This is a genomic window from Roseateles sp. GW821-FHT03B02, from assembly GCF_059421025.1.
Genome location: NZ_JBWKUV010000013.1, coordinates 37,851 through 50,579 on the forward strand (window position 1 = coordinate 37,851; position 12,729 = coordinate 50,579).

Here is a 12,729-nt window from a genome sequence, read left to right on the forward strand (position 1 = left end):
GTGCACGGCGCCTGTCACGGCGCCGTCATGAGCACATAAGGCCTTGTTTTTCAATTCGAAATCCGCTGCTCAAACTTGAGGCAAGTTGTCCAAGGCCTTGATTTGACGGCCTCTGCCGGCCCGCGCCCCGGGCTTGCCCACAAAGTTATCCACAGCAACGGTGGATTGTGGGAACGCTTTCTTGGGGTTTGGGTGTGGGCTGGGCCCTGGAAGGCTGGGGCCATAATCCCGCGCACTTTCCCGGCCGGTCTGCGGCCGCCCACTCGCACTCTCGACACGGGGACGACCTTGTTTTCGATCATACAAGCCGCCGGTTGGCCGATCTGGCCTTTGCTCCTGTGCTCCGTGGTGGCCCTGGCCCTCATCATCGAGCGGCTGTCCAGCCTGCGCAGCAGCCGCATCATGCCGGCGCGACTGCTGGAAGACGTGCTCAACGTCAGCGCCCAGCAGCTGCCCGCGCCCGACATGGTGGACCGCCTGGCCGAGAACTCCGTCCTCGGCGAGGTGCTGGCGTCCGGCCTGCGCGCCGTGACGGCCGAGCCGCAGATGCCCGAGGGCAAGCTGCGCCTGGTGTTCGAGTTCGCCGGCCGCCGCGCCGTACACCAGCTCGAGCGCTACATGAACACGCTGGGCACCATCGCCACGGCCGCGCCGCTGCTGGGCCTGATGGGCACGGTGGTCGGCATGATCGAGATCTTCGGCAGCCAGACGCCCGGCGGCGGCAACCCGGCGCAACTGGCGCACGGCATCTCCATCGCCCTCTACAACACGGCCTTCGGCCTGATGATTGCCATCCCCTCGCTGATGTTCCACCGCTATTTCAAGGGCCGCATCGAGGAGTACGTGCTGGAGCTAGAAGCCGCGGCCGACCGACTGCTGGGCCAGCTGCGCCGCTACACCGCCTAAGCCCGAGAAGGACCGCGTCATGCGCTTCCGCTCCCCCCGCACGGACCCGCCGGAGATCAACCTGATCCCCTTCATCGACGTGCTGCTGGTGATCCTGATCTTCCTGATGCTGTCGACGACCTACTCCAAGTTCACCGAGTTGCAGATCACGCTGCCCTCGGCCGACGCGGAGAAGTTGAAGGACCGCCCGCAGGAGGTCATCGTCGGCATTGCGGCCGATGGCCGCTTCGTCGTCAACCGCCAACCGGTGGAAGGCCGCTCGGTCGACATCCTGATCGGCGCGCTCCGCCAGGCTTCGGGCGGCAATGCGGAGGCTTCGCTGATCATCTCGGCCGACGCCGCCACGCCCCACCAGGCCGTCATCAATGTGATGGACGCCGCGCGCCGCGTTGGCCTCACGCGTGTCACCTTCGCCGCCCAGACCGACGCTCGCTGATCGGCTGCAGGGCGAGTGGCTGACGGGCGGGCCGCTGTCCGCCGCGCTGCTGCCGCTGAGCTGGGTCTACCGCGCCCTGCTCGGGCTGCGCCAGCTGGCCTACAGGAGCGGGCTCAAGCGCGTCGAGACGCTGCCTGTCCCCGTCATCGTCGTCGGCAACTGGATCGTCGGCGGCGCCGGCAAGACGCCCACGACGCTGGCGCTGCTGGCCCTGCTGCGCGCCCGCGGCCTGCGCGCCGGCGTCGTGTCGCGCGGCTATGGACGCGAGGGCGACGGCGTGCACCTCGTCACGCGCGCATCAACGGCACCCGAGGTCGGCGACGAGCCGCTGCTCATCCACCTGCGCAGCGGGGCTCCGGTGGCCGTGGGCCGCGACCGCGTTGCCGCGGCGCGCGCCCTGCTGGCCGCCGAGCCGGCGCTGCAGCTGCTGGTCAGTGACGACGGCCTTCAGCACTGGCGCCTGCCGCGGTGCTTGAGCCTGCTGGTGTTCGACGAACGCGGCCTGGGCAATGGCCGGCTGCTTCCCGCGGGGCCATTGCGCCAGCCGCCAGCACCGCTGGCCGACGACCAGCTCGTCGTCTACAACGCGCCTCGGCCAAGCACGGGCCTGCCCGGCTTCGTCGCAGAGCGCGGGCTGGCGGGCGCCGTGACGCTGGCCGACTGGTGGGCCGGCAAGCCCGCACAGATGGGCGCGCTGCTCGCCTTGCGCGAGTGTTCCGGGCTGCTCGCCGTCGCGGGTGTCGCCCGGCCGCAGCGCTTCTTTGACATGCTGGCCGACCTGGGCCTGGGCTTTGCCATGCTGCCCCTCCCCGACCATGCCGACTTCGCCGAACTGCCCTGGCCCGCCGGCACCGCCGCCGTCGTGCTGACCGAGAAGGACGCCGTGAAGCTGCGGCCCGATCGGGTCAGCGCCCTGCCCGTCTGGGTCGTGGCGCTAGACTTCTGGCCCGGCGCCGGCTTCGAGGCCGCGCTGGACACCCAACTGAAGAAACTCTCCCTGCCCGCCTGATGGATCAACGCCTCATCGAAATGCTGGTCTGCCCGCTGTGCAAGGGGCCGCTGACGCTGCTGCGCGACGGGGAACTGCCCGCCCTGGGCTGCCGTGCCGACCGACTGGCCTTCCCCATCCGCGATGGCATCCCGCTGATGCTGGAGAACGAAGCCAGGCCCTGGGAGCCGGACACCGCCAGCGCCCCTGTGCCGCTCGCCCCGTGAGCTTCACGGTCATCATCCCGGCGCGACTGGCGTCGAGCCGTCTGCCCAACAAGCCGCTGGCCGATATCGGCGGCCTGCCGATGATCGTGCGTGTCGCCCAGCGCGCGGCCCAGTCCGGCGCCAGCCAGATCGTCATCGCAACAGACGCGCCCGAGGTAGCCGCCGCCTGCACCGCCCACGGTCTGCGGGCGCTGATGACGCGAGCCGACCACCCCTCCGGCAGCGACCGGCTCGCCGAGGCCGTTGTGCAGCTCGGCCTGGCGGACGACGCTAGCGTCGTCAACGTGCAGGGCGACGAGCCGCTGATCGCACCGGCCATGATCGACGCCTGCGCCGCGACACTGGCTGCCCAGCCCGACTGCGTGATGGCGACTGTCGCGCATGCGCTGACCGACCCTTCCGAGTTCACGAACCCCAACGTCGTCAAGCTGGTCACGGACAAGGCCGGCCGAGCCCTGTATTTCTCGCGGGCGCCCATCGCCTGGTGGCGCGACGGCGCAGGCCAGCCCAACCAGGCGCTGCGCCATGTGGGGCTGTACGCCTACCGCGCCGGTTTTCTGCGCCGCTTCCCCACGCTGGCGGTGAGCCCTCTGGAGCAGATCGAGTCGCTGGAGCAGTTGCGCGTGCTCTGGCACGGCGAGCGCATCGCTGTGCATGTGAGCGCCGAGCGGCCGGGTCCGGGCGTCGACACACCCGAGGATCTGGCCCGCGTGCGACGCCTCGTCGAGGGTTGACGCGGGTCTGTCACGTCAGGCCCCAGAAAGGCCGCGTGCGATACTCGACCGCTGACCTGAGCAGGACTTTTTCACGGTCCTGACGAGACGAGGAGACCCATGCGACTGATCCTTCTGGGCGCCCCTGGCGCTGGCAAAGGCACCCAAGCTGCCTTCATCTGCAAGCAATTCGGCATTCCGCAGATCTCCACCGGCGACATGCTGCGCGCCGCCATCAAGGCCGGCACCCCGCTGGGCCTGGCAGCCAAGGCCGTCATGGATTCAGGCGCCCTGGTCAGTGACGACATCATCATCGGCCTCGTCAAGGAGCGCATCGCCCAGCCCGACTGCGCCAAGGGCTTCCTGTTCGACGGCTTCCCCCGCACCATCCCTCAGGCCGACGCGATGAAGGCTGCCGGCGTGAAGCTGGACTACGTGCTGGAAATCGACGTGCCCTTCGACGCCATCATCGAACGCATGAGCGGGCGCCGCGTGCATGTGGCCTCGGGCCGCACCTACCACGTCAAGTTCAACCCGCCCAAGGTCGCCGGCAAGGATGACGAGACCGGCGAGGACTTGATCCAGCGTGAAGACGACAAGGAAGAGACCGTCAAGAAGCGTCTGGACGTCTACTCCGCTCAGACCCGCCCACTGGTCGATTACTACTCGCAATGGGCCGCCACCGGCGACGCCAACGCGCCCAAGTACCGCCGCATCGAGGGCGTGGGCTCGGTCGAGGACATCATGAACAAGGCGCTGACCGCTCTGGCCTGAGCCGCTCCTCACTCAACAAAGCCGCGACGCGTAAGCCTCGCGGCTTTTTGTCGGCCACAATTGACGTTTACGTCAACCAATCAACCCAGGAGATCCTCATCATGGAAATCGCAGGCAAGGTGTTCATCGTCACCGGCGGCGCCTCGGGCCTCGGCGAAGGCACAGCACGCATGCTGGCCGCCAACGGCGCCAAGGTCGTCATTGCCGACCTGCAGGTCGAGCGCGGTCAGCAGGTCGCGGCCGAGATCGGTGGCGCGTTCATCAAGTGCGACGTGAGCCAGGAGGCTGACGGCCAGGCTGCCGTCGCCGCAGCCACCGGCCTGGGCAAGCTGATGGGCCTGGTCAACTGCGCGGGCATCGCTCCGGCCATCAAGACGGTCGGCAAGGACGGCGCCCACCCGCTCGCGGCTTTCAGCAAGACCATCACGGTCAACCTGATCGGCAGTTTCAACATGATCCGCCTGGCCGCCGAGGCGATGGCCAAGAACGAGCCCGAGGCGACTGGCGAGCGCGGCGTGCTGATCTCCACTGCTTCGGTAGCCGCCTACGACGGCCAGATCGGCCAGGCGGCCTACTCGGCGTCCAAGGGCGGTGTCGTCGGCATGACGCTGCCCATTGCCCGCGATCTGGCGCGCAACGGCATCCGCAACATGACCATTGCCCCCGGCATCTTCGGCACGCCGATGCTGTTCGGAATGCCCCAGGAGGTGCAGGACGCGCTGGCGGCCAGCGTGCCCTTCCCCAGCCGCCTGGGCAAGCCCGAGGACTATGCCAAGCTCGTGCACCAGATCGTCACCAACGACATGCTCAACGGCGAGGTCATCCGCCTGGATGGCGCGATCCGCCTGGCACCGAAGTGATGTCGTTGCCGCATTGAAAAAAGGGCCTGGTGCGAACCAGGCCCTTTTCGTTTGGAGCTCCGTCGATCAGCGCTTGGCCGAGCGCGACTGGATGATCCACAGGCGGGCCAGGTCGGACGAGCCTTCCGCACCCTTGACCGACTTCCAGGCCGCCTGGGCCTTGGCACCCTCGCCGGCCAGCATGTGCGCCAGGCCAAGGTAGAGCTTGGCGTCCTCAGGGCGCTTCAGATTGCCCTTGGCGATGCCCTGCTCGATCTGCTCGATGCCCTTCTTGGCGTTGCCACCAAAGGCATTGGCCAGGCCCAGGGTCACAAAGGCGTTGCCATCCTTGGCGTCCTCGGCGGCCTTCTCGTTGGCAGCCGCGGAGGCCTTGGCCTCACCGATCTTCTTGACCATCAGGTCGGCCAGGCGCTTGTGGCGGGCGCCTTCGGCACCCTGGCCCAGCACGCCGGCGGCCAGGCCCTTGTCGACGACCTGCTTGCCCTCTTCCGGATAGCCGGCCTGGGCGGCCAGCTGGGCCATCTCCATGTAGTCCTCGGCGCCGCGCGACATGTTGCCGGTCGCCAGGCGCAGGCGGTACAGGTCCAGCGCGTAGCGGCTGCTGTCGAAGCTCTTCTTCTGCGGCAGGCCGCCCAGGATCTGGGCCCACAGCTTGGGATCGGGGTAGAAGTTCAGCAGCTTCTCGGTCGCCAGCCCTTCAGCGTTGGCATCGCCCTTCTTCTGGGCCGCGAACAGCAGCAGGTTGAGCTTGTCCTTGGAAGGCGCGCGGCCGGCGCGCTCGTCGGCGGCGATCTCTTCCAGCGTGTCCTTGATGGTGGCTGTCATGTCGCCCGACAGGAACTGCGCGTTCTGCTGCACCTGCTTCATGGTCGGGCTGGTGCCACCTTCCTTGAAGTAGCGCTGCGCCCAGTTCAGCGCCTTGGCGTTGTCCTTGTTGCGCAGATAGGTGCCGGCGATGGCTTCCATGTACTGCAGCTGCTGGGCCTGGCCCAGCTTGCCGGCGCCCTTGAGGGCGTCGAAGGAGCGGGCCATGGTGTCGGGGTCGTTGGCGCCCATGGCAGCCGAGAAGCGCACGCCTTCGATGGCGTTGTTCTCGCCGGCCGTGCGGCCGCCGACGGCTTCGGCGTCGCGCAGCTTGGCCAGTGCCTCCTTGTACTTGCCGGCCTTGACCAGCTTGCTGGCCTCGCCCAGAGGCGTGCCGACTTCCTTGCGCACGCTGTCCTGGGCGACTGCCTGGCTGAAGCCGAACTCCGCGCCGGGCGCACCGTTCAGGGTCAGGGCCAGAGCGCCAACAGCGACAGCCACCACGGTTTTCAAAGTCTTCAATTTGCTCTCCTGCAAAGCAAAAACGCGCCGCCCTTTCGGGCAGCGCGCATCACTGGTTCGGTGTCAGCGGTCCCGAGCTCACGTCACTTGACGTATTGCTCGTTACCGACCATGCCCATCTTCTTGACGCTGTTGCGCTGGGCCGAGGCCATCACGGCAGCGACGACGCCGTAGTCCACCAGCTTGTTCGGCTTGATGTGGATTTCCGGCTGGTCACTGATCGCCATCGCGCCGACTTCCTGCATCTTCGCGTTCACGGCATCGATGTTCGGCAGCGCGGCTTCGTCCCAATAGACGGTGCCGTCGAAGTCGATCATGACGGTGTGCACGACCGGGTCTTGCTGCGGCGGATTCGTGCTCGGCGGCGGCATGTCCAGGTTGACGGTGTGCAGCTGGATCGGGATGGTGATGATGAGCATCACCAGCAGCACCAGCATCACGTCGATCAGCGGCGTCGTGTTGACGTCCATCAGGACTTCGGGTTCACCGCTGCCCGACGAGCTTCCAACATTCATTCCCATATTCGACTCCTGGGATCAACCGCCACGAGCCGGCGGCTCGGTGACGAAGTTGATCTTCATGATGCCGGCACGCTGGCAGGCGAAGATCACGCGACCGACCGACTCGTAACGCGACTTGTCGTCGCCGCGGATATGCACCTCGGGCTGCGGGTTCTTGACCGATTCCTTGCCGAGGCGCTTGACCAGCTCCTCCATGTCGGGAATCAGCTTGGTGCCCCAGTAGACGTCGCCGTCCTTGCTGACCGAGATTTCGATGTTCTCCGGCTTGGTGACGCGAACCTGGTTGGTCTCTTTGGGGAGATTCACCGCGATCGACTGCGTCACCACCGGCACGGTGATGAGGAAGATGATCAGGAGCACCAACATCACGTCCACGAGGGGCGTGGTGTTGATGGTCGAGACCACATCGTCATCGCCGGAAGAGGATCCGACGTTCATGCCCATGGCATTGGCTCCTGTGCGAGCTTCAGCTCAGGGATTAGCGCTTGGCGACCGAGCGGTTGCCCATCAGCACGCCGTGCAGGTCGCCGGCGAAGGAACGAACCTGGCTCATCACGCTCTTGTTGCGGTTGACCAGCCAGTTGTAGCCCAGCACGGCCGGCACGGCGACGACCAGACCGATGGCGGTCATGATCAGCGCGGCGCCCACGGGGCCGGCCACCTTGTCGATGGAAGCCTGGCCGGCGACGCCGATGGCGGTCAGCGCGTTCAGGATGCCCCACACGGTGCCGAACAGGCCGACGAAGGGAGCGGTCGAACCGACGGTGGCCAGGAAGCCCAGGCCGGCGGAGATCTTGGTGTTGACGTCGGCGACGGCGCGGTCGACGTTCATCGTGACCCAGCTGCTGTGGTCGATGTTCTCGGTCAGGGCGCCTTCATGGTGCTCCGAGGCTTCGATGGCAGTGGTGGCGATGTAGCGGAAGGCGCTTTCTTCCTTCAGGCCCTTGATGCCATCAGCCAGGCTGGCCTTCTTGAAGAAGCTGGCGCGGACTTCCTTGGCTTCCGAGGACAGCTTGCCGGTGTCCCACAGGCGCACGACGAGGATGTACCACGAGCCCATCGACATGATGGCCAGGATGAACAGCACGACCTGGTCGACGACGTTGCCGTGGGCGACGATGTTGGCCAGGCTGTAGGGGTTCTCTTGCTTGGCGGGAGCGGCAGCGGGGGCGGGAGCGGCGCCAGCGTCGGCCACGGCAGCCGAGGCGGCGTCGGCCGGCTTCTGGTCTTGCGCATGGGCGGGCGAGATAGCCAGGGTCGCGGCCATGGCGATGGCTGCAAGGAAGCCGGTGATGCGAGAAATCATGGAGTCAACTCCTAGGGAAAGATTCTGGTTTATGCGGTTCTGAATGCGCCGGTCTGGCGCCGGGTTCGAAGCAGGTCTCTTATTCGATCTTGAACTGGAACTCCTGCTCGAACACGTGATCGCCCGGGCATTCATAGGTGTCACGCAGGGTCGCTTCGATGGCCTGGACCAGCGCGCGCTGCGCCTTGCGGTCCACGCCGCCACGCAGCGAGGTGATTTCGACGGCGGTGACGCGACCAGCCTTGACGGTGGCGACGGCCTTGTAGAGGGCTTCGCCACTCCAGTTGACCGACGGCATCTCGGGCTTGCCCATCTTGGTACAGACCATGCCGGCGGTGATCTTGGCGGGGCGCGGCGCCGGGGCGGGCGCTGCGGGCGCCGGTGCCGGTGCCGGGCGGATTTCCGCGACGGCGGGCGGTGCAACCTGGGTGGACTGGATGGCCGGTGCCGGCGGTGCCGGGGCGGTCACCTGGAATTCAGGCGGCGGCACGAAGGGCGGCGGCGGGGCCTTGAGGTCCGGGGGCGGCGGCACCACCTTCTCGGGCGGCGGCGGCGGCTTGACCTTCTCCTCGATGACCTTGACGTCGATCGGACCGGTGACCTTCTTGACCAGATCCTTGGCCAAGCCGCTGGCCAGCGCGTAGATGGCCACGACGTGGATCAGGACCACGATACCGAAGCCCGTGAACCGGGACGCGCCCTGCTTCTCCTGCGCAAAATTCATGCGCGCTCCTTCTTGCAACTACAAATCACAGTCAATGACTTCTTCTGAGGAACGTGGCCACCGCACGGCGGAAGTTGCGCTCCTGCCGTCAACTGGTTCCCGAAGGGCGTGCATTCTAGATCGCGAAGAGAACGTTTCCGCCTCGTCGAAAACACGCAGTCAAGCCAGCATGCAAGGCTTCTTTACACCTGACCGAGCCAAAAAAAACGCCCGGTGGCCTGAGCCGTCGGGCACGCGTTTCATCGCCACGAACCAGGCGCAGATAAACCGCACCTCTGACCAAACCTGGCCACGCCAGCATCTTAGCCCCGGGGTTTGGAGCATTTTCCTGGGGCTAACCCGGGCAAGAAGAACAGCCTGATTACATGCATCTCGAAACAATAAATGACGCGAAACCAGGGCGGCTCAGGCGGCGATCAGCCAGCCCGTGATGGCGTTGCGCTGCCCTTGGGCGAAAGGCGGAACGTACGATACGAAATGCGTTTGCGGCACGGCAAACACCGACATTGAATTGAAATGCGGGAAGAAGCTGTCACTGACGCCGCCATCCCGCTCGCTGAAGTGCAGCATGCCACCCCAGTCGGGACGCCACTGGCGAGTCAGATTGATGACATAGGCCAGCCGCCGCTCTTCCACTTCCACATGGTCGTCGTGCGCCAGCAGAAAACTGCCGGGCGCGTACATCGTGGCCTGGGCGTACACACGGTTGACCTCTTGAATGCCGGTGATGCGTCTCATGACGGACAAAAAGGCCTCGTCTGCCATGTAGCGGATAAAACGGGCGAGCAGACCGGTGTCTCCGCGCTGCAGGGCATCGGCAAGGGAGTCGGTGTAGAAGGAAAACTGGAACTGACGGCGCGCCACCTCGACGATGTTGTCGACCAGGTAGGCCCGCTGGCTGGCGTCCAGGCTGCGAAGCTGCTCGCCCGTCAGCCGGCGGTCGCCCTGGCTGTCCCGGTAGCACAGGCTCCAGTCGATGGCTTCGACGGCGCGCGCCAGCGCCTCCGCCACATCGGGCTTGAAGAAGTCGCGGATCAGCAGGCGGCGCCCCTTGCTGAACTCGGCATGGAGCTGGTTCAGGTCAAGTGCTGGATTGAGGTAGTCCATGTGCGGGCGGATCAGAAAAGAAAGCAGGCCCGAAGGCCTGCTGGATTGCGTTCGACCGATGAGGATCAGAACTTGTAGTTGGCGCGAACGTAGAAGCTGCGGCCCTTGACGTCGGCGTAGGTCGGGTCGAAACCGACCTGGAAGTAGTCTTCCTGGACCGTCACCGGCGGCTTCTTGTCGAGCAGGTTCAGAACGCCGGCCGTCAGGACCAGGTTCTTCACGCCCTTGTACTGGCCCTGCAGGCTCCAGAGGTCGTACTTGGAGACGTGACGCACTTCGTCGTAGTCGCGGTAGCCACTCTGACGGAAGTAGCGCACACCACCGGCCCAGGCGTTGCCGTCCCAGTCGAGGCTGAAGTTCTGCTTCACGCGCACGATGGGGCCGCCGAGGTAGTACTTGCCGAGGTTGTCCACGACTTCACCGGTGACGATGTTGGTTTCGCTGCTCTTGGTGACGATGGTCGCCTCCCAGGCCGGCGTGAGAGTGCCGAATGCGGTGCGCACGCGGTACTTGGCCGACAGGTCGAAGCCCTCTGCGGTAGCCTGGCCGACGTTCTCCAGGGAAGCCTTGACGTAGTCGAGGTAGCCCTGGGCATTCTTGACCAGGCGGTTGGCGAAGACGGAGGAGCTGGTCGTCGGGCCGGTCTGGTTCTTGTACCAGTCCTTCAGGATGTCGTCGCCGGACAGCGACTTGATGCCGTCGGTGATCTTGATGCTGAAGTAGCCGACTTCCATCGACAGGTCCTTCATCGGCTCGAACACGACGCCGACGGTAGCCGTCTTGGACTTCTCAGGCTTCAGGTTGCGGTTGCTGTTGTTCTGCACCGTCAGCTGCGTGTCGCAGTAGTTGGTGTTGGGCTTGTTGGCGCAACCGACCGCGGTGTTGTAGTACGGGTCGTTGAAGTTGCCGCCCGTGTTGGTCAGCGAAGACGGCGCGTACAGGTTGTCCAACGCCGGCGCGCGGAAGCCCTTGCCGTAGGAGCCGCGCACCAGCACTTCCTTCATCGGGGTCCAGCGCAGGCCGACCTTGGGGCTGGTGGAGGACAGGTTGGGCGAGCTGAAAGCGCCGTCGCGCGACGAGCCCGACGCGCCGGTGTAGCGGTCGGCACGCACGGCGGCGTTCAGTTCCAGGCTCTTGATGACGGGCAGGTTCAGCTCAGCATACAGACCCATGGTCTTGCGCGCGCCATCGACCTTGCCGGCCGTGCCGGAGCCGCCGACGATGTCGCCGGAACCGGCGATGTCGGAGTAGCCGTCGAGGTAGTTTTCCTTGCGCAGGTCCAGACCGGCCGCCAACGCGGCGTTGCCGCCGGCCATCGGGAACAGTTCGCGCGACACCGAGAAGTCGAAGGCGTCCAGCGTCGTCTTGGACGCGCGGTTGTTGCCGTGCAGCTCGGCCTCCTTCAACAGGGCCAGACCGGTGGCGTCATTGGCGCCGAAAGGATTCACCAAGCCGGTCTTGAGCACGCGGACCAGCTGCGTGTCCGAGAAGTTGCCGGTCAGGAAGTCTTCGCTGGCCTTGGACGAGGCGCGCATCAGGCCTGCCTTGTAGTCCCAGCCGGCGAAGTTGCCCTCGGCGCCAACCAGGGCGCGGGTCATGTCGTTGGTGACCTTGGTCAGGCGCTGGCCGCCATCGACGATACGCCAGGCAATGACGAGGTCGCCGCGGTAGCCCTTGCTGGACGATGCGTCCACGGCAGCGGTGGGGTAGTACTTGCCGCCGGCAGGGTAGTAGTAGTCGTCGCGTCCCGAGGTGCTGGACGGCGTCTGCGACGAGCCCAGGATGATCTCGTTGCGCGAGTAGGACAGCTCGGCGAACAGCAGGTGGTCGCTGCTCAGCTCGGCCGTGCCACGCAGCAGGCCGCCGATGCGCGTGGACGCCGGCACGATGTCGATCTTGCTGGTGTAGTCGTAGCGGCAGTTCGACGAGCCCTTGAAGCTGTCGGGCGGGTTGCAGTTCGGGAAGCCGGCGACGCCCGGAATGTAGGCGCCGGTCTGGGCGTTGTAGGCGTTGGCCGGGAAGGTGTTGCCGGAGGACTTCACGACGCCCAGGTCCGGGCGATTGCCGGTCTTGGCAAAGTCGCGTTCAGCCGCGCGGATGACGTCGTACTCCTGGAAGCTGAACGTGCCCAGGATATTGAACTTGTCCTTGGCCAGATCGCCGAAGCCGATGCCGCCCTGTGCGGAGACAACCGTGCCGCCGGATTGCTTGGGCGTCTCGTAGCCCGCCGTCACTTCGCCGCCGCGGAAGTCCTTGCGGGTGATGAAGTTGATGACGCCGCCGATGGCGTCGGAGCCGTAGGTGGACGATGCGCCGTCGCGCAGGATTTCGATGCGCTCGATGGCGGCCATCGGGATGGCGTTCAGGTCGACGCCGGCGCCGGCGAACGGGTAGATGGCCAGGCGGCGGCCGTTCAGCAGCACCAGGGTGCGCTCACGGCCCAGGCCGCGCAGCGAGGCACCGCTCTGGCCGGTCGCATTGGAGTCGCCGATCGACTGGCCGAGCGAGCGGCCGCCACCGTTGTTCGAGCTCAGGCGGTCCACGAGTTCCTGGACGTTGGAGGCGCCGGACTTGTCGATGGCCTCGCGGGTCACGATGGTCAGCGGCACGGCCGTCTCGGCATCGATGCGCTTGATGCTGGAGCCGGTGATCTCGATGCGTTCAAGCTTTTGCGCATCCTGGGCCAGCGCGCCAGTCGCGGCCAGGGCCAGGACGGCGCTCGTGATGATGGTTTTTTTGAACATTGAGACTCCTGAATGAAGGGTGGGGCCGCCGTGATGCCCGGCGGCGGTGGCCTGGGTGAGGCCGTCCTTGGGCTGAGCGTTCGGCTCAGATTTGGGG

The 12,729-nt window shown here is 66.1% G+C and carries 14 protein-coding genes; 7 read left to right on the top strand and 7 right to left on the bottom strand.

Annotation, left to right across the window (positions count from 1 at the left end; translation table 11 throughout):
• Nucleotides 1–288 precede the first annotated feature (288 nt).
• The 7 genes from AC07VX_RS25375 (at nt 289) to AC07VX_RS25405 (ending at nt 4,904) form a co-directional block, all read left to right on the top strand.
• Nucleotides 289–906 (top strand): MotA/TolQ/ExbB proton channel family protein, encoded by a 618-nt coding sequence (locus tag AC07VX_RS25375; protein ID WP_493167628.1) that lies wholly within the window; start codon nt 289–291, stop codon nt 904–906.
• Between the two features lie 19 nt (nt 907–925).
• A complete protein-coding gene (locus tag AC07VX_RS25380; RefSeq protein WP_493167627.1) occupies nt 926–1,342 on the top strand; it encodes an ExbD/TolR family protein in 417 nt (138 codons plus the stop codon).
• Nucleotides 1,308–2,351, top strand: coding sequence for a tetraacyldisaccharide 4'-kinase (gene lpxK, locus AC07VX_RS25385; RefSeq protein WP_493167626.1), 1,044 nt, complete (start codon nt 1,308–1,310; stop codon nt 2,349–2,351). Before AC07VX_RS25380 ends, lpxK begins: the two co-directional genes overlap by 35 nt.
• Nucleotides 2,351–2,557 carry a Trm112 family protein gene (locus AC07VX_RS25390; RefSeq protein WP_493167625.1) on the top strand — a complete coding sequence of 69 codons (207 nt, stop codon included), beginning with the start codon at nt 2,351–2,353 and terminating at the stop codon, nt 2,555–2,557. Before lpxK ends, AC07VX_RS25390 begins: the two co-directional genes overlap by 1 nt.
• On the top strand, nt 2,554–3,291 hold the full coding sequence (gene kdsB / locus AC07VX_RS25395) for a 3-deoxy-manno-octulosonate cytidylyltransferase (RefSeq protein WP_493167623.1): 738 nt from the start codon (nt 2,554–2,556) through the stop codon (nt 3,289–3,291). Before AC07VX_RS25390 ends, kdsB begins: the two co-directional genes overlap by 4 nt.
• A 99-nt stretch (nt 3,292–3,390) precedes the next feature.
• Nucleotides 3,391–4,044 carry an adenylate kinase gene (adk, locus tag AC07VX_RS25400; RefSeq protein WP_493167622.1) on the top strand — a complete coding sequence of 218 codons (654 nt, stop codon included), beginning with the start codon at nt 3,391–3,393 and terminating at the stop codon, nt 4,042–4,044.
• A 101-nt stretch (nt 4,045–4,145) separates the two neighbouring features.
• Nucleotides 4,146–4,904: a 3-hydroxyacyl-CoA dehydrogenase gene (locus AC07VX_RS25405; RefSeq protein WP_493167621.1), complete on the top strand. Its 759-nt coding sequence runs from the start codon at nt 4,146–4,148 to the stop codon at nt 4,902–4,904.
• 66 nt (nt 4,905–4,970) lie between these two features.
• On the opposite strand, the gene AC07VX_RS25410 is transcribed toward AC07VX_RS25405, so the two are convergent.
• The 7 genes from AC07VX_RS25410 to AC07VX_RS25440 all read right to left on the bottom strand — a co-directional run bounded on the left by AC07VX_RS25410 (nt 4,971) and on the right by AC07VX_RS25440 (nt 12,632).
• On the bottom strand, nt 4,971–6,230 hold the full coding sequence (locus tag AC07VX_RS25410; RefSeq protein ID WP_493167620.1) for a hypothetical protein: 1,260 nt from the start codon (nt 6,228–6,230) through the stop codon (nt 4,971–4,973).
• Nucleotides 6,231–6,313: 83 nt separating this feature from the next.
• A complete protein-coding gene (locus tag AC07VX_RS25415; protein ID WP_493167619.1) occupies nt 6,314–6,751 on the bottom strand; it encodes an ExbD/TolR family protein in 438 nt (145 codons plus the stop codon).
• A gap of 15 nt (nt 6,752–6,766) precedes the next feature.
• Nucleotides 6,767–7,195 carry an ExbD/TolR family protein gene (locus AC07VX_RS25420; protein WP_493167618.1) on the bottom strand — a complete coding sequence of 143 codons (429 nt, stop codon included), beginning with the start codon at nt 7,193–7,195 and terminating at the stop codon, nt 6,767–6,769.
• Between the two features lie 34 nt (nt 7,196–7,229).
• Entirely contained in the window at nt 7,230–8,057 is an 828-nt protein-coding gene (locus AC07VX_RS25425; RefSeq protein WP_493167617.1) for a MotA/TolQ/ExbB proton channel family protein, read from the bottom strand.
• A gap of 79 nt (nt 8,058–8,136) precedes the next feature.
• Complete coding sequence (locus tag AC07VX_RS25430) at nt 8,137–8,781, bottom strand: ABC transporter substrate-binding protein (RefSeq protein ID WP_493167616.1); 645 nt, start codon at nt 8,779–8,781, stop codon at nt 8,137–8,139.
• A 405-nt stretch (nt 8,782–9,186) separates the two neighbouring features.
• Entirely contained in the window at nt 9,187–9,888 is a 702-nt protein-coding gene (locus AC07VX_RS25435; RefSeq protein ID WP_493167615.1) for a 2OG-Fe(II) oxygenase, read from the bottom strand.
• 65 nt (nt 9,889–9,953) lie between these two features.
• Nucleotides 9,954–12,632 carry a TonB-dependent receptor gene (locus AC07VX_RS25440; RefSeq protein WP_493167614.1) on the bottom strand — a complete coding sequence of 893 codons (2,679 nt, stop codon included), beginning with the start codon at nt 12,630–12,632 and terminating at the stop codon, nt 9,954–9,956.
• Between the last annotated feature and the right edge of the window lie 97 nt (nt 12,633–12,729).

What these genes read in the sequence shown, in the direction of transcription:
- AC07VX_RS25380 (WP_493167627.1), top strand. Translation starts at nt 926, where the DNA reads ATGCGCTTCCGCTCCCCCCGCACGGACCCGCCGGAGATCAACCTGATC.
- AC07VX_RS25390 (WP_493167625.1), top strand. Translation starts at nt 2,351, where the DNA reads ATGGATCAACGCCTCATCGAAATGCTGGTCTGCCCGCTGTGCAAGGGG.
- adk (WP_493167622.1), top strand. Translation starts at nt 3,391, where the DNA reads ATGCGACTGATCCTTCTGGGCGCCCCTGGCGCTGGCAAAGGCACCCAA.
- AC07VX_RS25405 (WP_493167621.1), top strand. Translation starts at nt 4,146, where the DNA reads ATGGAAATCGCAGGCAAGGTGTTCATCGTCACCGGCGGCGCCTCGGGC.
- AC07VX_RS25415 (WP_493167619.1), bottom strand. Translation starts at nt 6,751, where the DNA reads ATGGGAATGAATGTTGGAAGCTCGTCGGGCAGCGGTGAACCCGAAGTC.
- AC07VX_RS25420 (WP_493167618.1), bottom strand. Translation starts at nt 7,195, where the DNA reads ATGGGCATGAACGTCGGATCCTCTTCCGGCGATGACGATGTGGTCTCG.
- AC07VX_RS25425 (WP_493167617.1), bottom strand. Translation starts at nt 8,057, where the DNA reads ATGATTTCTCGCATCACCGGCTTCCTTGCAGCCATCGCCATGGCCGCG.
- AC07VX_RS25430 (WP_493167616.1), bottom strand. Translation starts at nt 8,781, where the DNA reads ATGAATTTTGCGCAGGAGAAGCAGGGCGCGTCCCGGTTCACGGGCTTC.
- AC07VX_RS25435 (WP_493167615.1), bottom strand. Translation starts at nt 9,888, where the DNA reads ATGGACTACCTCAATCCAGCACTTGACCTGAACCAGCTCCATGCCGAG.
- AC07VX_RS25440 (WP_493167614.1), bottom strand. Translation starts at nt 12,632, where the DNA reads ATGTTCAAAAAAACCATCATCACGAGCGCCGTCCTGGCCCTGGCCGCG.